We start from the raw sequence: 22,199 nt of genomic DNA, 5'->3' as shown, positions 1-22,199 counted from the left end.
GACTTTGAATTTAAAAGAAGTAATTTATTAAACAATGTTTTTAAAAATCAAAAATATTCCAAGTGTATCTTGGAGCTCAGAAAAACCACTTAATTTTAAACCAAAGATATCTACATTTTTTTTTCTTTGTTTTGGATTAACCTTGTTCGGCTTGGGTGAAGGCTTGTTAATTGTTTCTGCTTCTGGTGCATCTCCTTGGAGCGTATTGGCTCAAGGTTTATATTTAAATTTAGGTTTTTCTGTTGGTGTCATAACAATTTTTATAAGTTTTATTGTTTTGTTGCTTTGGATTCCTTTAAAACAAAAAATTGGAATTGGTACTATTTTAAATGCAATAATTATTGGACTAATGATTGATGTTTGTATTAGGCATGTAGCAACTCCCGAGAGTTATATTGATCAAATTTTATTAGGTGCTGTTGCAGTAGCTACAGTTGGACTTGGTGGTGGAATTTATTTAGTTGCAAATTTAGGAGCAGGACCAAGAGATGGTTTGATGATAGGTCTTCAAAAAAAAACAAATTTACCAATTGCATTAGTTAGAGGAACTCTTGAAATAACTGTAATGTCTGTTGGCTGGTATTTAGGGGGCACAGTTGGTGTTGGAACTTTATTGTTTGCTTTTGGAATTGGACCTTGTGTGGCTTTAAGCTTATTTTTAGTTAATAAATTGTTTAATTAGGCTGCAGCGCCCGATTTTTCACTTTTTTTTCTATCGTGAGGATTAAGAATAGCTTTTCTTAATCTAAGAGATTTAGGGGTAATTTCTAAAGCTTCGTCAGTATTTAACATACTCAATTGTTCGGCAATCGACATCTGCCTTACTGGAGTTAATACCACATTTTCATCAGTACCTTGAGTTCTCATATTTGTTAATTGTTTACCTTTCATAACATTTATAATCATATCACCAGGTTTTGGAGTAAGGCCAACAATCATTCCCTCATAAACAGGATCATTATGGGTTACGAACATTTCACCTCTAGCCTGAAGGTTAAATATTGCAAATGCCACAGCTTTTCCTGTCGACATTGAAATTAAAGCACCATTTTTTCTTCCATCCATTTCACCTTCAAATTTTCCATAGCCATGGAAAATTCTATTAATTACACCAGTACCTTTTGTTAATGTTAAGAATCTACTTGTGTAACCCATCAAGCCTCTTGTTGGTGCATGAAATACTAATCTTTTCTTATCTTTTCCAGTGTCTTTTAAATCTAAAAGTTTACCTTTTCTTCTATTCATTGAATCAATTATTTTTGAAGAATATTCCTCATCCAGATCAACTGTAATTTCTTCGATAGGCTCGAGTTTATTTCCAGACTCATCTTTTTGAAATAGTACTTTTGGAGGACTGACTGTCATCTCAAAACCTTCACGTCTCATTTGTGTAAGTAAAATTTCTAGCATCAATTCTCCTCGGCCGCTTATTACAAAAGAGTCAACGTTTGCATTTTGAGAAAAAGTAATACCAACATTATTTTGAGCTTCTGAAATTAATCTATCTCTAATTTGTGTGCTTGTTAGTTTTTTTCCTTCAGTTCCAGCTAAAGGTGAGCTGTTAACGCTTATTGTAATAGACATGGTAGGTGGGTCTATTGGTGTTGCAGGAATTGGATCATTTAATTCAGGATCACAAATAGTGTCAGCTACGTTAGCTTTTTCTAGCCCAGCGATTACAACAATATCTCCAGCTTCACCAACTTCGATTGGAACTTTTTTAGTACCCTCGTATCTAAAAATTTTTGTTAGTTTACCTTCATCTACTTTTTCACCTTTAAGATTTATTGCTTTTATAGGCTGATTAGCTTTTGCAGTTCCTTGAGATATTCTTCCAACTAAGCTTCTACCTAAAAAACTATCCGCATATAATAAAGTTGATAACATGGCAAAAGGCTTCGTTTTATCTAACTCAGCTGGTTTTACGTGCTCAATAATTAAATCTAATAAAGGATGAAGGTTTTCTCTTGGACCATCAACTTCTTTGCTGGCCCACCCAGATCTTCCACTTGCATATAAAACTGGAAAATCCAATTGTTCCTCATTAGCATCTAAGCTTACAAATAAATCAAATGTTTCATCTAAAACTTCATTTGCTCTTTGATCTGCTTTATCTAACTTGTTTATTACAACGATTGGTTTTAACCCTTGTTTAAGAGCTTTAGCTAATACAAATTTTGTTTGAGGCATTACACCTTCTGCAGAGTCTATTAGCAACAGTGCACCATCGGCCATACTTAAAACACGCTCAACTTCAGCAGCAAAATCTCTGTGTCCAGGTGTATCTATAATATTAACCCTTGAGTCTTGCCAATTAATTGATGCAGGTTTTGCTAAAATAGTTATGCCTCTTTCTTTTTCTAACTCACCAGAATCCATCAATCTTTCATCCACAACTTCATTCTCTCTAAATGAACCACTTTGTTTCATAAGATTGTCAATCATGGTTGTTTTACCATGGTCAACGTGTGCAATGATTGTGATGTTTCTGATGTTATTGCTCATAAATTGTGGCTCTTATACATTAATTCTTTGATTTGAAAACTTAAAAAAATACAGCAATTACTTGGTAAATAGAGCTCAATAGAAAATTCATTTCTTGTGATTGTTTTAAAAACATATAGATATCCCTATAAAATTAGACGTATTAAAGGATTAAGAGCATATCTCCTTAAATTTTAAAAAATCTAAACATAAATGGAAAATTTTAAATTACTCAAGATAGAAGATTCATTAAAAGACGCGTTACATAAAATGAATTTTTCCAAGCCAACACCTATTCAGGGTATGGCTATCCCAGTTGCTTTAGAAGGGAAAGATATTCTTGGAACAGCACAAACAGGAACTGGTAAAACTTTAGCATTTAGCATTCCATTAATTAATAAATTAATTTTAGATAAAAATGCTTTTGCACTAGTTATGTGTCCAACTAGAGAGCTTGCAACACAAGTAATGGAAGCTATTAGGAGTATAATTAGTGATAAAATTAAGATTAAAACAGCCTTACTTATTGGTGGTGAGGCAATGCAAAAACAACTTAGACAATTAGGAAATAGATCTAGAATAATAGTTGGAACTCCAGGAAGAATTAATGATCATTTAAAAAGAAAAAGTTTAAATTTATCAGCAACAAAATATTTGGTTTTAGATGAAACTGATAGAATGTTAGATATGGGCTTTACCCCACAAATTGAGATGATTTTAAAATTTGTACCAAAGGATCATCAAACGTTATTGTTTTCTGCAACTTTACCTCAAAATATTTTAAGAATTTCAGAAAGATATTTAAATACACCTGAAAGAATATCTACAGGAGCTACATCAATACCAATTGCAAAGATTAAACAAGAAACTCTTCAAGTTTTTAAAGAAAATAAATACGATGAATTAATTGATCAATTTTTAGCTAGAAAAGGTTCTATTTTAGTTTTTGTTAAGACTAAAAGAGGCGCTGATAAGATGGTTAAAAAACTAAAAGAAGAGGGACATTCAGCTGATGCGATACATGGTGATCTGCGTCAAAGTAAAAGAGATCGTGTTATAAATTCTTTTAGAAAAGGTTTAAAAAGAATTTTAATAGCAACAGATGTTGCGGCTAGAGGTTTAGACATTCCTTTAATTCAACATGTTATAAATTATGATCTACCTCAAGTTCCAGAAGATTACGTTCATAGAATAGGAAGAACTGCTAGAGCAGGAGCAGAAGGATCTGCATTAACATTTTTAACACCCGATGATAGAATAATGTGGAATTCAATAAATAAATTAATTGATCCAAATTTCAAACCAGCACCTAGTGGGTTGAGAAGAGATTCAAAAAGCAAAAGAAGAGGCAAGGGACCAAATAATAAAAAAAGAAAAGCTAGAGATGAAAAAAGATCTTTTGGAAAGGGCAGAAAAGATCGATCTTCAAGTTTTAGAAGCAAATCAAAATCTTACGATAAAGATAGATCAGATAGATCGTCAAGAGATGGAGAGAAAAAAAGTTTTGGCTTTAAAGGAAAATCAAGCTTTAGAGATAAATCTTCAAGAGATGGAGAGAAAAAAAGTTTTGGCTTTAAAGGAAAATCAAGCTTTAGAGATAAATCTTCAAGAGATGGAGAGAAAAAAAGTTTTGGCTTTAAAGGAAAATCAAGCTTTAGAGATAAATCTTCAAGAGATGGAGAGAAAAAAAGTTTTGGCTTTAAAGGAAAATCAAGCTTTACAAAAAAAAATAATTCAAAACCATCTGGCTTTACAAACAATCCTAAGTATTTTGGAAGAAAACCTTTAGAAAACACATCTTCAGACTCAGAGAAAAAAAGCTTTGGTTTTAAAGGAAAGAAAAAATTCAAAAGCAGAAATAGTAGACCTAAAAACTTTAGCTTTAAAAAACATAGTAAAAAAAGAGCTAAATCTTAAGATTTTTTAGTCTTTTCTTTTTTTTGTTTTCTCTTTTCCTTTAGACTTAATTTTGGTTTTTTACTAACGCTTGAGTCTTTGAATGATTTTCCACTGTATCTTTTTGACATACTAAAATTATAGCATTTTATTAAAAAAAAAGGCCATCTAAAAAGATGGCCTTTAAATTTCTTTTCTGAAAAGAGTGGGATTACATTCCCATTCCACCCATGCCGCCCATGCCACCCATTCCACCAGGCATACCAGCAGGCATTCCGCCAGCAGCATCTTTTTCCTCGGGTTTGTCAGCAATCATAGCTTCTGTAGTAACTAATAATCCAGAGATAGAAGCAGCATCTTGAAGAGCAGTTCTCACAACCTTAACTGGGTCAATAATACCTTTTGCAAACATATCGCAGTACTCTTCGCTTTGAGCATCATAACCATATGATGTTTTTTTCTGCTCTAACAATTTACCAACTACTACTGAACCATCTACACCAGCATTTTTAGTAATTTGTCTGATAGGAGCTTCTAAAGCTTTTCTTACAAGTTCCACACCTGCTTTTTGATCATCACCTTTTACTTTAAGTTTTTCAAGATCTTGCGCGGCATATAGAAGAGCACAACCACCACCTGTTACAATACCTTCTTCAACAGCAGCTCTGGTTGCATTTAAAGCGTCTTCAACTCTATCTTTTCTTTCTTTGACTTCAACTTCAGTTGCACCACCAACTTTGATAACTGCAACACCACCTGCTAATTTAGCAAGTCTCTCTTGAAGTTTTTCTCTATCATAATCTGATGTTGTTTCATCAACTTGTTTTTTAATTGAATCACATCTTGCAGCGATATCTGATTTTTTACCACTACCACTAACGATTGTACTGTTATCTTTATCAACTTTAATCTTTTTACAAGATCCAAGGTCTTCAAGTTTAACATTTTCAAGTTTAATTCCTAAATCTTGAGAAATTACCTGACCACCAGTTAGTATAGCAATATCTTCAAGCATAGCTTTTCTTCTATCACCAAATCCTGGAGCCTTAACAGCTACAACTTTTAGTCCACCTCTAAGTTTGTTTACAACTAAAGTAGCTAATGCTTCTCCTTCAACATCTTCAGAGATAATCATTAAAGGTCTACCTGATTGGACAACAGCTTCTAATAATGGAACCATTGGTTGTAAGTTAGTTAATTTACTTTCGTGTAATAAGATGAAGGGATTTTCCAGCTCAGTTGTCATTTTATCACTATTAGTGATAAAGTATGGAGATAAATAACCTCTATCAAACTGCATACCTTCAACAACATCTAATTCAGTTTCAATTCCTTTAGCCTCTTCAACAGTGATAACACCTTCGTTACCAACTTTTTGCATAGCTTTCGCAATCATTGATCCAATTTCTTTATCACCATTTGAAGAAATTGTTCCAACCTGTGCAATCTCATCACTATCTTTAACTTTTTTTGCAGAAGCAATTAGATTTTCTTTTACATTTTCTACAGCTGAATCAATTCCTCTTTTTACATCCATAGGATTCATTCCAGCAGTAACGTACTTAATACCTTCTTTAACAATCGCTTGAGCTAAAATAGTTGCAGTAGTTGTACCGTCACCAGCTTCTTCATTAGTTTTGCTAGCAACTTCTTTAACCATCTGCGCACCCATGTTTTCAAATTTATCTTCAAGATCAATTTCTTTAGCAACAGAAACACCATCTTTAGTAATTCTTGGTGCACCATACGACTTATCCATAACAACGTTTCTGCCTTTTGGACCTAAGGTAACTTTTACAGTGTCAGCTAAAATGTTGACACCTCTCATCATTGCCGCTCTTGCTTCAGCGTCAAATTTAATTATTTTTGCCATTATATTTTCTCCTTTAAATTAAATTATTTTCCTGAAATACCCATAATGTCTGACTCTTTCATTATGCTGTATTCTTTACCATCAATTTTGACTTCAGTTCCTGACCACTTGCCAAATAAAACTTTGTCTCCAACTTTAACATCCATTGGAATTAATTTTCCATCCTCGGTTTTTGCACCACCACCAACAGCTACAACTTTTCCTTCCTGAGGCTTTTCTTGTGCTGTATCTGGAATGATTATTCCACCGGCAGTTTTCTCACTACTGTCTAAAACTTCGATTAATACTCTGTCATGTAACGGTTTAAATTTCATAAATTCTCCTTTTAAATATGAGCTTCATATAGATACTGACATGACTATTTCAAGATAAGATAACAAATTAGTTATTAAAAATGCTAGGAAATTGAGGATTTTATGGTTTATACCTTAAAACATGACTAAAAATTTAGATAATGATGGCTTTCGATCAATTGCTGATGATTATGACCTATTTTACATAGACTTGTGGGGAGTAATTCACAATGGAATTAGACTTCATAAGGAAGCAATTTTAACTCTTAAAAAAATATTAGAAATTAAAAAAGAATTTGTGTTATTAACAAATGCACCAAGACCCAACCAAACTGTTAAGGTTTTTTTAGAAAAAATGGGTATGGAAAAAAATATTAGAGAACATGTCTTTACCTCGGGAGAAGCATCTTTGAATTATCTTAAAAAATTTCATTTTAAGGAAAAATTTTTTCATATTGGACCACCTAGAGATTTCGATGTATTCAATGATTTTAAAAACAACCAATCAACTGATATAAGTAGCTCTCAATATTTATTGTGTACAGGTTTATTTGATTATCATGATAAAAATTTGAATTATTATAAAGAATTGTTTGAAAAGCATATAAACAAAAAGATGATTTGCACAAATCCGGATCTAATTGTAGATCGAGGCGATATTAGAGAGTTGTGTGCTGGATCAGTTGCGATGGTATTTGAAAAAATGGGTGGTGAAGTAATTTATTTTGGAAAGCCTTACCCTGAAGTTTACAATCAATCTATTGATAACATAAATAAAAAAATTTTATCAATAGGAGATAATTTAAATACAGACATAAAAGGTGCAAACCTTTTAAATTATGACTCATTATTAATTTCTAATGGAGTTCATAAAAACGAAATTATTGACAAAGGAATTGAAAAAACATCAAAACAATATGAGGCAATTGTTAATTATATGCAGTCAGATCTAAAATGGTAAAATTATACAAGAACTTCAATATTGATAAGAAATATAAGAGATCTATAGTTTTAATTGGTAACTTTGATGGAGTGCATTTAGGACACCAAAAGCTATTCAAGCTAGCTCAATCATATAAAAAAAAATATAATCTAAAAATTGGTGTAATAAATTTTGATCCAATGCCAAAAATGTTTTTTAATCAATCATTAAAAAATTTTAGATTATCCAATATAAGTCAAAAAATAAATTTACTAAAAAAATTAAAAGTAGATTTTATTATAACTAAAAAATTTGATAAAGTTTTTTCTAAAATAAAATCAATTAATTTTATTAGACAAATTTTATTTAAAAAGTTAAATGCTAAATTCATATTTGTAAGCAACAATTTCAGATTTGGAAATAAAAGAGAAGGGGATGTAAATTTATTAATTAACCACGAATTAGATTATGATTATAAAGTAATCAAACCTAAGCCTCTAATTACAAGTAATAAAATTATGTCATCAACTTTAATTAGAAATCTATTAGAGAATGGGTATTTGGATAAAGCAAATAAACTTTTAGATAGAAAATGGTGTATAGAAGGAAATGTGCAAAAAGGAAGACAAGTTGGAAAAAAAATTGGTTTTCCAACATGTAATATTGATATTAAAGATTATGTCTTAGCCAAACCAGGAGTTTATGCAGTTAAGGTTTTGAGAAAAAATAATTCTAAATACATTAAAGGTATAGCTAATCTGGGCTACAGACCTACATTTAATCAAAAAAAAATCTTGCTAGAGGTTCATTTATTTAATTTTTCTGGCAATCTTTATAATAAGTATTTATCTGTTGAGTTTTTAAAATTTATAAGAAAAGAAAAAAAATTTAAAAATGTTAACTATTTAAGAGCCCAAATTACAAAAGATTTAAATATCGCAAAAAAAATAAAATGACTAAGTCACATATAAATCTACCAAAAACAGCTTTTTCTATGAAAGCTAATTTGTCAGTTAGAGAACCTGAAATTCTAGAGTATTGGAAAAAAATTAATCTTTATAAGGAGTTGAGAAATTCAAGGAAAGGTAAAGAAAAATTTGTCCTTCATGACGGCCCTCCATATGCAAATGGAAATATACATATGGGAACTGCACTTAATAAAATTTTAAAAGATATAATAGTAAAATTTCATCAAATGGATGGAAAAGATTCAATTTATGTTCCTGGATGGGATTGCCACGGTTTACCAATAGAGTGGAAAATTGAGGAGCAATATAAAAAAAATAAAAAGAATAAAAATGAAGTTCCCATAGTTGAGTTTAGAAAAGAATGTAGATCTTTTGCTGAAAAATGGATTGAAGTCCACAAAAGTCAATTCAAACGACTAGGTGTTATTGGAGACTGGGAAAATTATTATTCTACAATGAGTTTTGATGCAGAGGCTCAAATAGTTAGAGAGCTAGGTAAATTTTTAAAAGAGGGAAGTTTATATAAAGGATTTAAACCGGTATTATGGTCAACTGTTGAAAAAACAGCTTTAGCAGACGCAGAAGTTGAGTATCAAGATCACAAGTCAGACACTATTTACACATCCTTTTCAATTAAAGCTTCCAATATAAAAGAGCTTGAAGGTAGCGAGATAGTCATTTGGACTACAACACCATGGACAATACCTGCAAATAAAGCTTTAGCTTATAATGAGGCTCTTAATTATGTATTAATACAATTAAATGATGAAGGTGATTTTAAAAATAGGAAAGTAGTTATTGCAGAAGCTTTGATCGATTCAGTTGTTAAAGAATGTTCAATAAATGATTTTAAAGAAATTAAAAAATTTAAAGGAAAAGAGCTTAATGGAACTATATGCAAACATCCCTTTTTTGATTTAGGTTATCAGTTTGATATTCCAATGCTAGAGGCAAGATTCGTAACAACTGAACAGGGCACAGGTATTGTTCATTGTGCACCCAGTCATGGTCCAGATGATTTTAATTTATGTTTGAATCATGGAATAAAAGCAATTGAGACTGTAGATGGTGATGGCAAATACACCAAAAATGTCCAATTATTTGAAGGCATTCATATTTTTAAAGCTAACCCAATCGTTATAGAAAAACTTAAAGAACAAAAAAAACTATTATCAAATGGTGAGCTAGTTCATTCTTACCCACACTCATGGCGATCAAAAGCACCACTTGTTCATAGAGCAACACCACAATGGTTTATATCAATGGAAAGTCATAAATTAAGAGATAAAGCTTTAAAAGCACTTGATGAGACAACTTTTTTTCCAAGCAAAGGAAAAGAAAGATTGAAAGCCATGATAGAAACAAGACCTGATTGGTGCGTATCTAGGCAAAGAGTTTGGGGAGTTCCTCTTCCAATTTTTGTTAATAAAAAAACAAAAGAAATATTAGTAGATGATGAGGTTAATGAAAATATAGCAAGTATTTACGAAAAAGAGGGTTCTGATTGTTGGTTCTCAGATAGTCCACAAAGATTTTTAGGTGAAAAATATAAGGCAAATGATTATGATAAATTAAGTGATATCGTGGAGGTTTGGTTTGATAGCGGTTCCACTCATTCATTTGTACTTGAAAAAAGAGAGGATTTAAAATGGCCAGCATCAATGTATCTAGAAGGGTCTGATCAGCACAGAGGTTGGTTTCACTCATCTTTATTAGAGTCATGTGGAACTAGGGGTAGAGCTCCATTTGAGTCAATTTTATCTCATGGTTTCGTTGTTGATGGTAAAGGTTTAAAGATGTCAAAATCACTAGGAAATGTTATTGCCCCAGAAGATATTTTAAAAAAATATGGGGCTGATATTTTAAGAATTTGGGTTGCCTCATCCAACTATGCAGAAGATTTAAGAATTGATCATTCTATTTTAGATCAACATGCAGATTCATATAGAAAAATTAGAAATACGTTTAGGTATTTACTTGGAAATCTTAATGATAATTTTGAAGAAGCTGATCTTGAAAAAATAAATCCAGATGAATTACCTGAACTGGAGCAGTTTATGCTTCATAAAATATATTCGTTAAATATTAATTTTAAGAATTATTTTAAAAATTATGATTTTCATAATCTTTATAAAGAATTATTAAACTTTTGCACTGTGGATTTGTCAGCTTTTTACTTTGATATTAGAAAAGATACTTTATATTGTGACTCCAAAAACTCTAAAAAAAGAAAATCAACAATTTTATTATTAAATATAGTTTTAAATTCATTGCTTAAATGGTTTGCACCAATTTTATCTTTTACAACAGAGGAGATATTTAAACTCTTGTCAGATAGCAATAAAAGTATTCATCTTGAAAAATTTATAAATTTTCCAGAAAATTTTAAAAATCAAAAATTAAATGAAAAATGGAATGAGTTAATAAAAGTAAGAAATATTTGCAATATTAGTATTGAAGAAAAAAGAGCTAGTAAAGAAATTGGCTCAAGTTTAGAAGCTGCACTAGAAATTAATTTGAATAAAAAATTTATAGAAATTACTAAAGGAATAGATTTTTCAGAATTATGTATTACATCTAAAGCAGAAATTTCTTTTGAAGAAAATGACGAGATAAACATAAAGACTTCTATCGCCAAAGGGGTTAAGTGTCCTGTATGTTGGAAAATTAGTGAAGAAGATTGTACAAGACATTCTGAATGATTTTAAAGAATTTATCAAAAAATTTTTATATTAATATTTTTTTAATAATATTAATTTTTACATTAGATAGAGTTTCAAAAATATTTGTAATTTATTTGAGTGATAATAATTTAGTCGCAGAAATTTTTTCATCTAGATTTTTAAATATAAGTCTTATTTGGAATGAAGGAATAGCTTTTGGGTTTTTCTCGTTTAACCAAGAATATTTGTATAATCTTTTAACTTTAATTATTTTACTAGTAGTTTGTATAGTCTCAGTAATGATTATTAAAAATGATGGTTATAAAAAATTTGCACTATTAATGATATTTGGTGGAGCTATCGGAAATCTATATGATCGTATTTTTTACAAAGCTGTTCCAGATTTTTTAGATTTTCATATCGGAGAATTTCACTGGTTTGTTTTCAATGTTGCTGATATTTTTATCACTTTAGGCGTAATTTTTATGATTTTATCAGAATTAATTGATAATAATGAAGATAGACAATGATAAGAAACTTTTATTTTTTTTTGATTTTTAGTTTTATTTTTACCTTTTTAACTTCTTGTGGGACGGTTAAAGAGGGATTTTCAATGAAAAAAAAAACAACAACGAAGAGTTTTTAGTTGAAAAAAAAACACCACTTATAATGCCACCGAATTATGATGAATTACCCGTTCCAAAATCAAGTGAAAATAACCAACAAGAAGAGAGTGAAATAAAAGAATTAATTGTTAAAACAAAAAAAGACAACCCAAGCTCTGATCGATCAAAAAATAATAAAGGAAACCTTGAAGAGTCTTTACTGGAAAAAATAAAAAACAATTAATGCTTACTTCTGAAATAAAATTTTCAAATTTTAAATATAAGATAAAAAATACAAAAATAAAAAAAAATTTATTTGATCTTATTAAAAAAAAAAATCAAATAATAGAGTCATTAGGTAAAAATTATAAAAGTAGTTTTAATAAAAAAAAATTAAAAAAGATTAAACAATCTAATAATTTTAGAATAATAGGAATGGGAGGATCTTCACTTGGATCACATGCTATTTATGACTTTCTAAAAGATAAAATAAAAAAAAATTTTGTATTTATTGATAATCTACACTCGGATACAAAAATAGATAAAAAAAATTTTTTTACTAATTTGATAATTTCAAAATCTGGTAATACAGTTGAGACAATAGTTAATTCAAATATTCTAATAAAAAAAAAAGAAAAAAATATTTTTATAACAGAAAAAAAAAATAGCTACTTATATTCTTTAGCTGAAAAACTGAAGTCAGATATTATTCATCATAATAATTATATTGGTGGAAGATATTCTGTTCTATCTGAAGTTGGAATGTTACCTGCTGAGCTAATGGGTTTAAATTCAAATAAATTTAGAAATTTAAATTTATTAGTAAAAAATAAAAAGTTTATTAATGCTTTAGTTTCCAATGTAAGTTCGATACTTCATTTTTCAAAAAAAAAAAAATTTAATTCAATAATAATAAATTATGATAAAAAATCTGAAAATTTATTTAAATGGTATCAACAATTAGTTGCGGAAAGTTTAGGAAAAGAAAAAAAAGGTTTCTTGCCAATAGTCTCAAATATGCCCAAAGATAATCATAGTGTTATGCAGCTATATCTTGATGGTCTTGATAATAATTTTTTTACTTTTTTTTATGTAAATGAAAACAAGTCTCTTAAAATAAATAATAGTCTAATATTGCCATCTCAAAGTTATCTTAAGAATAAAAATTTAGCCAAGATTACTTTGGCTCAAAAACATGCAACTGAAAATGTTTTTAGAAAAAAAAATATTCCTTTTCGTAGTTTTGAAATAAAAAAAAGAAATGAAAAAACTTTGGGTGAATTATTTTGTTTTTTTATTCTGGAGACAATTTTAATTGGAAAATCTTTAAATTTAAATCCCTATGATCAACCAGCAGTTGAGCTCATTAAAAAGGAAACAAAGAAACTATTAATTTAGAAAACTTAAAAAAATTATCTTCGATATACCGTATGTTTTTTCCTCAATAATTCTATAATTACCTGGTAATAAATCTTGTTCATTTCTATGTCTATGAATAACGATAACTCCATTTTTATTGAGAATTTTATTTAGACATATTCGTGTTAGTAAATTCGGTAAACTCTTATTTTTATATGGTGGATCTAAAAAAATTAAATCGTACTTAAGATTTAATTGTAAAAAAAAATCATTATTAATTATGTCATCTTCAATAATTTCGTAATTTCTGATATTCTTTAAGCTTAACAAATTTTTTTTTAAAATTAATAAAACATTTTTATAGTTTTCTACAAACGTTACATGATTTACTCCTCTTGATAAACATTCAATCCCAAAAGAACCAACACCAGAAAATAAATCTAAAATATTTGAATTTTTTAATTCAATATTAAATTTATTTGAATGATAGATTATGTTAAAAATGGATTCTTTTGTTAAATCTTTTAAAGGTCTTGTTTTAATATCTTTGGGTTCTAAAATCTTTTTTCCTCTATAATCTCCAGAAATTATTCGCATTATTTTATAACTTTATAACCAATATCTCTTCTAAAAAATCCCCCATCCCAATTTAATTCGTCAAGATTTTTCAATATATCCTCTCTAGAATTATTAAAGTTATCTGAAAGTGAGACAAAATTTAAAACTCTACCTCCAATTGCAAATATTTTTTCATTTTCTATTTTTGTTCCTGCGTGAAATAAATAATTATTAGCATCTAGTTTAAGATGTTTTAAATTTTTAATTTCCACATTTTTTTTAAATATATTGGGATATCCCTTTGAACATAAAACTACACATAAGCTTTTTTTGTTAGACCATTCTAAATTAAGTTCATTTAATTTTTTATCACAACAGGCTAAAAAAATTTCTATTAAATCAGTTTTAAGTTTAGGTAGAATTGTTTGACATTCAGGGTCTCCCATTCGAACATTGTATTCAATCAAAAAGGGTTCATTTTTTACAATCATTAAACCAGCATACAAGAAGCCTTTATATTGCGCTCCAATTTTATTCAAACCTTTTAAAGTAGGTTTAATAATCTTATTAATAATTTTTTCCTCTAATTCATTTGTTATTAATCTTGAAGGTGAATAGGCACCCATACCACCAGTATTTTTACCCTTATCACCCTCTAAAACTCTTTTATGATCTTGTGCAGTTTCAAAGTTTTTAATATTTGTTCCATCGCTAATTATAAAATAACTCATCTCTTCACCTTCAAGAAATTCTTCAATCAGTAAATTTTCTGCTTTACCAAATTTTCCATCAAAAATTTCTTCAATTGCTATATTAGCCTCTTTTTCATTATTACAAATATAAACGCCTTTACCAGAAGCTAAATTGTCAGCCTTAATTACAGTAGGAAAATTTATTTTTTTAAGATATTCACCAGCTTCAACTCTATCTTGAAAAATACCAAATTTTGCAGTTGGGATATTAAATTTTTCACAAATTTTTTTTGTAAATATTTTTGATCCTTCTAGTTGTGAAGCTATTTTGTTTGGACCAAATACTTTAATGTTAAATTTTTCTAAATAATCAACTAGACCTTCTACCAAAGGTTTTTCTGGACCTATGACTACCAAATCAATTTTATTATCTAAAACGAAATTTTTGATATTTTCAAAATTATCCAAATCTATATTAATATTTTCTGCTATATTTTTGGTACCAGCATTTCCTGGTAAGCAAAATATTTTATTAATTTTTGCTGATTTTTTTAATATTTCACAAATTGCATGCTCTCTTCCACCACTTCCTATTATTCCAACTTTCATATAGAAGTATATAAACTATAAATGACAAAAAAATTAGCTAAAATAAGATATTTTCCAAATAATTTTCAAATCGTAGAAGATGGAGATTATGTAGTATGCGCTATTTCAGATAAAAAAATTAATTTAGAAAATTTAAATTATTGGAATGTAGAATTACAAGAACCTTATTTTTCATACAAGGAAGCATGTCTGCAAAGAGAAAAAGCTATCAAAAAATAAAACTTACTTCCACCGATTATGTGACCAAATCCATTGTTCTGGTTTATGTATTATCATTTTTTCGAGTATACGATTTAGTCGGTCAGTAATATCTTGTATTGACAGTTCGTCTGAAAAAATAATTGGCTCATTTATAGTTATTTTGAAATTTATATCGTTATTTCTTTCTATATATATGGGAACTATAGGAATTTTAAATTTTTTGATTAATTGTGCTGGTATTGTTGTAGTTGAGGCTTGATGATTAAAAAAATTTGACTCAATTCCTTCCGACACTCTTTGGTCAATCATTAAAGCTGTTGAATAATTGTTTTTTTTTAAACTAATAAGTTTTTTTAATCCACCAATACCTTTTTTAATCTGATTTTTACAAATATATTTTTTTCTTATTTTTTCCATTATTCTATTTAAAAAAATATTATTTAATGGTCTATAAATAGCTGCTAGTTTAATTCCAGTTTTATCTAAATGCATTGCCATTAGCTCAAAGTTGCTAAAGTGACCTGAGATGAAAACAACTTGCTTGTCATTTTTTTTGATATTATCTAGAATTTCTTGACCTTCAACTTTGATTACTGAGTTAAATTTACTTTTTCTTAAATTTTTAATAAACATATATTCTGCAAAAATTCTTCCGTAACTATTCCACATTAGTTTTGTTATTCTATCTATTTCTTTGATGGAGCTACCAATTATGGCTTTTTTAATATTAGAATGAATTAATTTGTTAGATCTAAATAAAGGTCCTATCATTTCAAATAGTTTACCACCTATGTGAGATGACATTTTTAAACCTAATATTTTAAAAATTAAAAATAAAATAATTATTAAAAAAAATTGAAAAAAATACTTAATATTTTTCATTTTTATTTAATATTGAATTGATTAATTTATCCTCATCAATTATTTGTAATTCAGATTTCATAATTTTGATATCTTCTATTTTCTTATCTTTTAATCTGTAAAAATCTTTTTCAGTGGTTATTATTTTTGCACTCATCTCTTTTGACTGCCTCAATATTTGTTGAATATCATTATCTGTATAATTATAATGGTCTGGAAACTCTATGTCTTTAATTACTTTTAATCCATAATTTTTAATCATTGACAAAAAAGTTTTATGGTTTCCAATGCCAGAAAAAACTAAATATTTATTTTGATTATTAAATTCATTTATATTTAAAGGAACATACTTTCCTTCATGTATATTAATTTTTGGATTAATATTAAATATTTGTTCTTTTATAGTTTTAGAATTTTCTAAATTACCATTTAAAAACAAATGGGAATAGTTTTTTATATTTTTAATGTTTTCTCTTAAAGGACCTGCTGGTATAGTTAATCCATTACCAATCCAGTTAAGATTATTGAAGCATACTATACGTATATCGTAACTGACTGAAAAATCTTGCAAACCATCGTCTAAAATAGCCACTTCATAACCTTCATTTGCAGCCTGGTTAATTGAATGAATTCTTTTTGAATTTAAAAAAAGTTTACCTTTACTGCTCAAAAGATTCTGCTCATCTTTTTGATTATAATAGTATTTTTTAATAAAACAGGATTTAATCTTATGTTTTTCAAATATTTCCTTTATTTTTATACTCAAAGAAGTTTTTCCAGTACCACCAATATAAATGTTGCCAACACAAATGGTTTTAATTTTTATATTTTTATTTTTGGGTTTTTTTTTAAACAAATTTAAAATTTGTAATAAAATTGCAAATGGAAACAATATGTAGGAGTAAAGATTAGGCTTTTGAACGTCCCAAAATTTAGGTTTTTTTAAATTCATTAATAATTAAATTATCTATTTCTTCTAAAGTTTGCTTTAAGATTATTGTGCCAATTTTCTTAATTTTATCACCACTATTTTTTCTTTTTTTAAATGAAATTAAAGATGCTAGATCTTTTTGATTAGTAATTTTATAAGAAATATTTAATTTCTTCAATGATTTGTATACATCTTTAAAATTATCAATATTTGGACCATGCAAAATTTTTGCATTAAATCTAGCTGCTTCCAGTGGATTTTGGCCACCTCTTTTAATAATAGATCCTCCTAAAAAAACTGAAGATGCAATTTTATAAAATTTTTTTGTTTCACCAAAAGTATCAACTATATAAATATCAATATTATTTAGGCTATTAATAGCTGAACTATGCCTTGCAACGGACAGATTTAGTTTTTTTATTTGAGAAATAATTTCATCAACTCTATGTACATGTCTTGGAATGATGATTGTTAATAAGTTTTTGATTTTTTTTCTTAAATAAATGTGTGCATAGGCACAAAAAATTTCTTCATTTGCGTGAGTGCTTGATGCAACCCATACTTTTTTATTATTTAATTGTTTTTTCAATTTATTACTTATCAAGCTATGTTTTTCTTGTTCATTTTCAGAAAACTTTAAATTGCCGATGTGTTTGATTTTTTTAACATTCAAATTTTTCAAAAATAATTTTGTTTCAAGATTTTGCGGATATGCTACAGAGATATTCTTAAAAATAGATCTAGAAAAATTCTTATATTTTGACCATCTATTAAATGTTTTTTTTGTTATTCTTGCATTTAGTAAAATTAATGGAATTTTTTTATGGTTTAATTTTTTGAACATAGATGGCCATATTTCTGAATCTATAAATAAGGCTAAATCTGGTTTCCAGTAATTTATAAACTTAGATGTAAAAAAAGAATGATCTATAGGATAGAATTGATGAATTGTTTTTTTAAATTTTAATTTATTAAATACTCTTGATGAGCTTAAGGTGCTTGATGTTAAAAGTATTTGATCTATTGTTTTTTTTTTTCATATTGTTCTATTATTGGAATAATGCTTAATAGTTCACCCACACTTGAGCTATGAAACCAAATTAATTTACCACCTCTTCTTTTCTTTGAAAAAAAACAAAATTTTTCAAGAAATCTTTTTTTGTCCTCTTTATTTTTTAAGATTCTGTAAGATATTATTATTGGAGAAATTATAATTACAAGAGTTAAAATAGTTTGATATAGAAAAAACATTTTTACTTTTGGATTTGTTTTTCATAGAAATTTTTATACAAGTCAGATTTATTTAAAAGTTCATCATGTTTTCCATTGTCAATAACCTTTCCTGAGTCAATTAAGTAAATATTATTTGAATTTAAAATTGTTGATAATCTGTGCGCTATAACGATTGTAGTTTTATTTTTTGTTAATGTGTTTAAGGCTTCTTGTATTTTACTCTCTGTTTGAGAGTCTAGAGACGAAGTGGCTTCATCTAATAAAATAATTGAACTTTTTTTTATCATTGCTCTAGCAATTGATATTCTTTGTTTTTCACCACCTGATAATCTAACTCCATTTTCTCCTATTTTTGTCTCATATTTATTTGGAAGTTTTTCAATGAATTCATGGGAATTAGATAGTTTAGCAGCTTGATGTATCTCATCGTCTGTTGCATTTTCATTAGCATATTTGATGTTATTTTTTATTGTATCATCAAATAAAGTAGTTTCTTGACTGACAAGTGATATATTATTTCTTAGGGTTTCAATCGTAACGTGATTTATTGGCTGATCATCAATTATGATTTGACCAGAGTAAGGTTGATAAAATCTAGGAATTAAATTAAGGATTGTTGACTTTCCAGACCCACTATGACCAACTAGAGCAGTCATTTTTCCACCCTTAAATTCTAAATTGATATCTTTTAAAACATCTTTTTCATTAGCTTCATATTTAAAAAAAATATTTTTGAATTTTATTTTACTTTCTCTAATTTCTAACGGTTTTGATATTTCTGAGTCTTTAATTAAATTTTCAGCATCAATTATAGGCAATATTCTTAAAGAAGCTGAAAGTCCTTCATTAATTACTATATTTAAGCTAGTTAATGATCTAACTGGCTGGTAGGCTAACATCATTGCTGCTAAAAAAGAAAAAAAATTATTTACGTCAATTTCCCCTTTAACAATTAATTTTCCTGAATAGTAAATTAAGATTGCAATCATAATTCCTGTCAAAACTTCCATAATTGGAGACATTCTTATGAGTACTGTTGCTATTTTTTTATTTTTATTCATTAATTCTGTTAAATGAACATCTGCTCTTCGCGTCTCATATTCTTCTTTTTGAAATATTTTTGCTATTTTGTGATTTTTAAATAATTCAACCAAGTAAGAAATTAAATTTCCAGATTTTTCTTGAGCTTCAGTAACAATTTTCCCCATCCTTTTGCCAAGAGTTCTTGCAAAGATACTTGCTATAGGTATCATTATTATTGATATTAAGGAAAGTTTCCAGTTTTGAATAAACATAACAGTTAAAAGTCCGATTAGAGTCAAACTATCTTTAAACAAAATCAAAATAGCATTACTTAATAAATTAGTTATGTGGTTTACATCGTAAGTAAGGTTAGAAATAAATTTTCCAGAATGTTTCTTATCAATATCTTGAGTGTCAGCATTAATTAAGGATTTTAGCATATCAAACTGTAGTGCTTTACTTATTTCCTCTCCAACTTGGATCATCAATGTTTTTGCAGCATACAAAGAAACACCTTTTGTGGCAAAAGCTACTACAATTGCAAGTGGAATTATTAATATTAAGGACTGATCTTTATCTATAAAAATTTTCTTTATGGCTGGATCTAATAACCAGGCTATAGAGGAAGTACTGCTTGCAACAAAGATTGAAAAAATAGCAGAAAATATTATTTTCTTTAAATGTTTTTTTGTATAATCCTCGTAAAGTCTTTTATATATTTGCTTTTTATTCATTATAAATTTTTAGAAATTAGAATATTTAGAAAAATAATTAAGCCAAAAAAATTGTTACTTTTAAATACTCTTAAACAATTATCTGATTTTTTTGAGTCAAAAAACTTAATCTGAAAAAAAAATAAATGGGCAAAAGGTATTAATATCATTATGTAATAAAAATTATTTAAATTCATATGATACCCTCCAATTAATAAAAAGATAATTAATAAAAGATAACATGAAAAAAGAAACTTTTTTTCAGTACCTTTAAATTTAATTGACGTTGATTTTAATCCTATGATTTCATCATCTTTTATATCCTGATATCCATATATGGTATCATAACCCAGTGTCCAAAATATGGCTCCAATATAAAATAAAATTGGCGCAATATCTATCTGACCTTTGATTGCAGTCCATCCTAGTATCAATCCATAATTAAAAGTAATTCCTAAAAATAATTGAGGCCAGTATGTAAATCTTTTCATCAATGGATATGTAAACGCAAATGGCATTGAGAATAAAGCTAGTAATATTGTATAGATATTAAAATTTAACAGTACCAATAAAGCCAAAAAACATAAAACTGTTACATAGAATATTGCAAGTTTAACAGAAACTCGATTTGAAGCGATTGGACGATTTTTTGTTCGAAATACTTTTTTATCAAACTCTTTATCTAGAATATCATTTACAATACAGCCAGCAGATCTCATTAACACAGCACCTAGAAAAAATAATATTAGATAGAAAATATAATTATTTAAATTTTTTGAAAAATCATAAGCGAGAGTTAGGCCCCATGCACATGGCCAAAATAAAAGCATGTAGCCGATTGGTTTTTTTAATCTTATTAAATCAATGAAAAGTTTTACTTGGTTCATAATATTTTACTTGTAAATAGCAAAGGCTAGTTTCATAATCAAACTGATTCGTATGAATATAGATTACACAGTCACAGCATTGATGTTTCCAGCTATTCCCTTGCTAATGAGTATCTATAGTAATCGATTTCACTCTCTAAGTAAGCTTATTAGAGAACTTCATGATGAGCATGTTTATGAAAATCATATTCCCCATGAATGGAAAAAGCAATTCATTAACTTAAGTGGACGAATTACTCTTTTGAGGTGGACAATTATGTTTGCTGCTTTTGGATTTTTGTTCAATATGATGACTGTGTTAGGTCTCTATTTAAATGAAATATTTATTGCAAGATTAATTTTTGGTTCTTGTTGTTTATCTATGATCATTTCGATTCTTTTTTTTATTAGAGAAATTCATATTTCAACAAATGCGCTTAAGCTGCATATGGCTGATATGGATGTTGACATTGATTAAGGAAGTATAACTGCAGGCCCTAAAATTTTTCTACCTTCTAAATCTTTGTGAGCTTTTACAATTTCTGATAAAGAATATTTTTTAAAAATTTTTAGATTAAATTTTTTTGTTATAAACATTTCAAAAGTTTTACCCGCAGCTTCATCAAGCTCTTCCCTTGTTGTTGTGTAGTGAGCAATACTTGGTCTTGTTAAATATAATCCTTTAGGTGCTAATGATTTTGTAACATTACAAGGGTCCAAGGGACCCGATGCATTTCCAAATGAAACCATTGTTCCTCTAACTTTTAAACATTCAATTGAACCATCAAATGTTTTTTTACCAACTCCATCATAAACAACGGGAACACCAACTCCATTTGTAATTTCTTTTACTCTTTCTGCAAAGTTTTCTTTTGAATAATTAATGACGTGATCACACCCATTAGCTTTAGCTATTTCAATTTTTTCATCAGAACCAACAGTTCCAATTACTGTACAACCTAAACTTTTTGCCCACTGACAAAGAATTTGACCAACACCACCAGCTGCAGCATGATACAAAATAGTTTCACCAGATTTTACTGGATATGTTTTGTGCAACAAATAAAAGGTTGTAATTCCTTTTGTCATAAGTGTTACTACATTTTCTAATTCAATTCCCTTGGGTACCTTAACCAATTTTTTTGTGGGAAATATTCTATGAGTTGAATAGGAGCCAATTGGCATTGAAGCATAAGCAACTTTGTCTCCAACTTTAAAATCATTTACATCAGGTCCAACTTTTTCAATAACACCTGCACCTTCTATTCCGATATTGGAAGGAAGCTCAACAGGATATAGTCCAGATCGATGATAAGTATCAATATAATTTAGGCCAATAGCTTCGTTTTTAATTAATACTTCACCAGACTTAGGATCTTCTAATTGAATGTCTTTAAGCTCTAGTACTTCTGGTCCACCAGTTTTACTAATTATTACAGCTTTCATAAT

At 28.1% G+C, this 22,199-nt stretch carries 22 protein-coding genes; 10 read left to right on the top strand and 12 right to left on the bottom strand.

From position 1 onward, the window contains the following. The first annotated feature begins 34 nt into the window (after positions 1-34). The gene (locus ACIJYE_RS06050; protein WP_435089983.1) at positions 35-682 is read left to right on the top strand and encodes a YczE/YyaS/YitT family protein; all 648 of its coding nucleotides are present in this window, start codon (positions 35-37) and stop codon (positions 680-682) included. Here ACIJYE_RS06050 and typA read toward each other — a convergent pair. Beyond that, positions 679-2,505 carry a translational GTPase TypA gene (typA, locus tag ACIJYE_RS06045; protein WP_435089982.1) on the bottom strand — a complete coding sequence of 609 codons (1,827 nt, stop codon included), beginning with the start codon at positions 2,503-2,505 and terminating at the stop codon, positions 679-681. The genes ACIJYE_RS06050 and typA overlap by 4 nt on opposite strands. Positions 2,506-2,697: 192 nt before the next feature. Here typA and ACIJYE_RS06040 point away from each other — a divergent pair, with 192 nt between their 5' ends. Further along, a complete protein-coding gene (locus ACIJYE_RS06040; RefSeq protein ID WP_435089980.1) occupies positions 2,698-4,401 on the top strand; it encodes a DEAD/DEAH box helicase in 1,704 nt (567 codons plus the stop codon). Positions 4,402-4,591: 190 nt separating this feature from the next. Here the strand turns inward: ACIJYE_RS06040 and groL are convergent, their stop codons facing one another. Together groL and groES are read right to left on the bottom strand one after the other, a co-directional pair. Next, a complete protein-coding gene (groL, locus tag ACIJYE_RS06035; protein ID WP_435089979.1) occupies positions 4,592-6,253 on the bottom strand; it encodes a chaperonin GroEL in 1,662 nt (553 codons plus the stop codon). Positions 6,254-6,276: 23 nt separating this feature from the next. Continuing rightward, positions 6,277-6,567 (bottom strand): co-chaperone GroES, encoded by a 291-nt coding sequence (gene groES / locus ACIJYE_RS06030; RefSeq protein ID WP_008546060.1) that lies wholly within the window; start codon positions 6,565-6,567, stop codon positions 6,277-6,279. A gap of 121 nt (positions 6,568-6,688) precedes the next feature. On the opposite strand from groES, the gene ACIJYE_RS06025 reads away from it, so the two are divergent. The 6 genes from ACIJYE_RS06025 (at position 6,689) to ACIJYE_RS06000 (ending at position 13,102) form a co-directional block, all read left to right on the top strand. Continuing rightward, positions 6,689-7,507, top strand: a complete 819-nt coding sequence (locus ACIJYE_RS06025) for a TIGR01459 family HAD-type hydrolase (RefSeq protein ID WP_435089978.1) — start codon at positions 6,689-6,691, stop codon at positions 7,505-7,507. Next, positions 7,501-8,424, top strand: coding sequence for a bifunctional riboflavin kinase/FAD synthetase (locus tag ACIJYE_RS06020; protein WP_435089977.1), 924 nt, complete (start codon positions 7,501-7,503; stop codon positions 8,422-8,424). The genes ACIJYE_RS06025 and ACIJYE_RS06020 overlap by 7 nt, the downstream gene beginning before the upstream one ends. Then, positions 8,421-11,138: an isoleucine--tRNA ligase gene (gene ileS, locus ACIJYE_RS06015; protein ID WP_435089976.1), complete on the top strand. Its 2,718-nt coding sequence runs from the start codon at positions 8,421-8,423 to the stop codon at positions 11,136-11,138. Before ACIJYE_RS06020 ends, ileS begins: the two co-directional genes overlap by 4 nt. Then, complete coding sequence (gene lspA / locus ACIJYE_RS06010) at positions 11,135-11,629, top strand: signal peptidase II (protein ID WP_435089975.1); 495 nt, start codon at positions 11,135-11,137, stop codon at positions 11,627-11,629. Before ileS ends, lspA begins: the two co-directional genes overlap by 4 nt. A 76-nt stretch (positions 11,630-11,705) precedes the next feature. Then, the gene (locus ACIJYE_RS06005; protein WP_435091274.1) at positions 11,706-11,948 is read left to right on the top strand and encodes a DUF3035 domain-containing protein; all 243 of its coding nucleotides are present in this window, start codon (positions 11,706-11,708) and stop codon (positions 11,946-11,948) included. Continuing rightward, positions 11,948-13,102, top strand: coding sequence for a glucose-6-phosphate isomerase (locus ACIJYE_RS06000; protein ID WP_435089974.1), 1,155 nt, complete (start codon positions 11,948-11,950; stop codon positions 13,100-13,102). The genes ACIJYE_RS06005 and ACIJYE_RS06000 overlap by 1 nt, the downstream gene beginning before the upstream one ends. Here ACIJYE_RS06000 and rsmD read toward each other — a convergent pair. Then, the gene (gene rsmD / locus ACIJYE_RS05995) at positions 13,094-13,660 is read right to left on the bottom strand and encodes a 16S rRNA (guanine(966)-N(2))-methyltransferase RsmD (RefSeq protein ID WP_435089973.1); all 567 of its coding nucleotides are present in this window, start codon (positions 13,658-13,660) and stop codon (positions 13,094-13,096) included. The two genes, ACIJYE_RS06000 and rsmD, sit on opposite strands and share 9 nt — an antisense overlap. Next, complete coding sequence (gene purD / locus ACIJYE_RS05990) at positions 13,660-14,922, bottom strand: phosphoribosylamine--glycine ligase (protein ID WP_435089971.1); 1,263 nt, start codon at positions 14,920-14,922, stop codon at positions 13,660-13,662. Before purD ends, rsmD begins: the two co-directional genes overlap by 1 nt. 21 nt (positions 14,923-14,943) lie before the next feature. On the opposite strand from purD, the gene ACIJYE_RS05985 reads away from it, so the two are divergent. Then, positions 14,944-15,141: a DUF2093 domain-containing protein gene (locus tag ACIJYE_RS05985; protein ID WP_435089969.1), complete on the top strand. Its 198-nt coding sequence runs from the start codon at positions 14,944-14,946 to the stop codon at positions 15,139-15,141. Positions 15,142-15,144: 3 nt separating this feature from the next. Here ACIJYE_RS05985 and ACIJYE_RS05980 read toward each other — a convergent pair whose 3' ends face one another. From ACIJYE_RS05980 to ubiA, 6 genes are read right to left on the bottom strand one after another with little or no spacing between them, the layout of a single operon-like run. Next, positions 15,145-16,005 (bottom strand): lysophospholipid acyltransferase family protein, encoded by an 861-nt coding sequence (locus tag ACIJYE_RS05980; protein WP_435089967.1) that lies wholly within the window; start codon positions 16,003-16,005, stop codon positions 15,145-15,147. Then, the gene (gene lpxK / locus ACIJYE_RS05975; RefSeq protein WP_435089965.1) at positions 15,992-16,936 is read right to left on the bottom strand and encodes a tetraacyldisaccharide 4'-kinase; all 945 of its coding nucleotides are present in this window, start codon (positions 16,934-16,936) and stop codon (positions 15,992-15,994) included. The genes ACIJYE_RS05980 and lpxK overlap by 14 nt, the downstream gene beginning before the upstream one ends. Continuing rightward, positions 16,917-17,930: a 3-deoxy-D-manno-octulosonic acid transferase gene (locus ACIJYE_RS05970; RefSeq protein WP_435091273.1), complete on the bottom strand. Its 1,014-nt coding sequence runs from the start codon at positions 17,928-17,930 to the stop codon at positions 16,917-16,919. The genes lpxK and ACIJYE_RS05970 overlap by 20 nt, the downstream gene beginning before the upstream one ends. A gap of 5 nt (positions 17,931-17,935) precedes the next feature. Further along, complete coding sequence (locus ACIJYE_RS05965) at positions 17,936-18,166, bottom strand: glycosyltransferase N-terminal domain-containing protein (protein WP_435089963.1); 231 nt, start codon at positions 18,164-18,166, stop codon at positions 17,936-17,938. 2 nt (positions 18,167-18,168) lie between these two features. Then, entirely contained in the window at positions 18,169-19,905 is a 1,737-nt protein-coding gene (locus ACIJYE_RS05960) for an ABC transporter ATP-binding protein (protein WP_435089961.1), read from the bottom strand. Then, positions 19,905-20,771: a 4-hydroxybenzoate octaprenyltransferase gene (gene ubiA / locus ACIJYE_RS05955; protein WP_435089960.1), complete on the bottom strand. Its 867-nt coding sequence runs from the start codon at positions 20,769-20,771 to the stop codon at positions 19,905-19,907. The genes ACIJYE_RS05960 and ubiA overlap by 1 nt, the downstream gene beginning before the upstream one ends. A gap of 52 nt (positions 20,772-20,823) precedes the next feature. On the opposite strand from ubiA, the gene ACIJYE_RS05950 reads away from it, so the two are divergent. After that, on the top strand, positions 20,824-21,228 hold the full coding sequence (locus ACIJYE_RS05950) for a DUF2721 domain-containing protein (RefSeq protein WP_435089958.1): 405 nt from the start codon (positions 20,824-20,826) through the stop codon (positions 21,226-21,228). On the opposite strand, the gene ACIJYE_RS05945 is transcribed toward ACIJYE_RS05950, so the two are convergent. Then, on the bottom strand, positions 21,225-22,196 hold the full coding sequence (locus ACIJYE_RS05945) for a quinone oxidoreductase family protein (protein WP_435089957.1): 972 nt from the start codon (positions 22,194-22,196) through the stop codon (positions 21,225-21,227). The two genes, ACIJYE_RS05950 and ACIJYE_RS05945, sit on opposite strands and share 4 nt — an antisense overlap. Positions 22,197-22,199: the final 3 nt, after the last annotated feature.

The sequence above is a fragment of the Candidatus Pelagibacter bacterium nBUS_30 genome (assembly GCF_051201245.1).
GTDB lineage: Bacteria > Pseudomonadota > Alphaproteobacteria > Pelagibacterales > Pelagibacteraceae > Pelagibacter.
Note: the sequence above shows the minus strand (reverse complement) of the source record. Positions and strands in the feature narration are given on the sequence as shown.

What these genes read in the sequence shown, in the direction of transcription:
- typA (WP_435089982.1), bottom strand. Translation starts at nt 2,505, where the DNA reads ATGAGCAATAACATCAGAAACATCACAATCATTGCACACGTTGACCAT.
- ACIJYE_RS06020 (WP_435089977.1), top strand. Translation starts at nt 7,501, where the DNA reads ATGGTAAAATTATACAAGAACTTCAATATTGATAAGAAATATAAGAGA.
- purD (WP_435089971.1), bottom strand. Translation starts at nt 14,922, where the DNA reads ATGAAAGTTGGAATAATAGGAAGTGGTGGAAGAGAGCATGCAATTTGT.
- groES (WP_008546060.1), bottom strand. Translation starts at nt 6,567, where the DNA reads ATGAAATTTAAACCGTTACATGACAGAGTATTAATCGAAGTTTTAGAC.
- ACIJYE_RS05980 (WP_435089967.1), bottom strand. Translation starts at nt 16,005, where the DNA reads ATGAAAAATATTAAGTATTTTTTTCAATTTTTTTTAATAATTATTTTA.
- lpxK (WP_435089965.1), bottom strand. Translation starts at nt 16,936, where the DNA reads ATGAATTTAAAAAAACCTAAATTTTGGGACGTTCAAAAGCCTAATCTT.
- ubiA (WP_435089960.1), bottom strand. Translation starts at nt 20,771, where the DNA reads ATGAACCAAGTAAAACTTTTCATTGATTTAATAAGATTAAAAAAACCA.
- ACIJYE_RS06000 (WP_435089974.1), top strand. Translation starts at nt 11,948, where the DNA reads ATGCTTACTTCTGAAATAAAATTTTCAAATTTTAAATATAAGATAAAA.
- ACIJYE_RS06025 (WP_435089978.1), top strand. Translation starts at nt 6,689, where the DNA reads ATGACTAAAAATTTAGATAATGATGGCTTTCGATCAATTGCTGATGAT.
- ACIJYE_RS05960 (WP_435089961.1), bottom strand. Translation starts at nt 19,905, where the DNA reads ATGAATAAAAAGCAAATATATAAAAGACTTTACGAGGATTATACAAAA.
- ACIJYE_RS06050 (WP_435089983.1), top strand. Translation starts at nt 35, where the DNA reads ATGTTTTTAAAAATCAAAAATATTCCAAGTGTATCTTGGAGCTCAGAA.
- rsmD (WP_435089973.1), bottom strand. Translation starts at nt 13,660, where the DNA reads ATGCGAATAATTTCTGGAGATTATAGAGGAAAAAAGATTTTAGAACCC.
- ACIJYE_RS05965 (WP_435089963.1), bottom strand. Translation starts at nt 18,166, where the DNA reads ATGTTTTTTCTATATCAAACTATTTTAACTCTTGTAATTATAATTTCT.
- ileS (WP_435089976.1), top strand. Translation starts at nt 8,421, where the DNA reads ATGACTAAGTCACATATAAATCTACCAAAAACAGCTTTTTCTATGAAA.
- groL (WP_435089979.1), bottom strand. Translation starts at nt 6,253, where the DNA reads ATGGCAAAAATAATTAAATTTGACGCTGAAGCAAGAGCGGCAATGATG.
- ACIJYE_RS05985 (WP_435089969.1), top strand. Translation starts at nt 14,944, where the DNA reads ATGACAAAAAAATTAGCTAAAATAAGATATTTTCCAAATAATTTTCAA.
- ACIJYE_RS05950 (WP_435089958.1), top strand. Translation starts at nt 20,824, where the DNA reads ATGAATATAGATTACACAGTCACAGCATTGATGTTTCCAGCTATTCCC.
- lspA (WP_435089975.1), top strand. Translation starts at nt 11,135, where the DNA reads ATGATTTTAAAGAATTTATCAAAAAATTTTTATATTAATATTTTTTTA.
- ACIJYE_RS06040 (WP_435089980.1), top strand. Translation starts at nt 2,698, where the DNA reads ATGGAAAATTTTAAATTACTCAAGATAGAAGATTCATTAAAAGACGCG.
- ACIJYE_RS05945 (WP_435089957.1), bottom strand. Translation starts at nt 22,196, where the DNA reads ATGAAAGCTGTAATAATTAGTAAAACTGGTGGACCAGAAGTACTAGAG.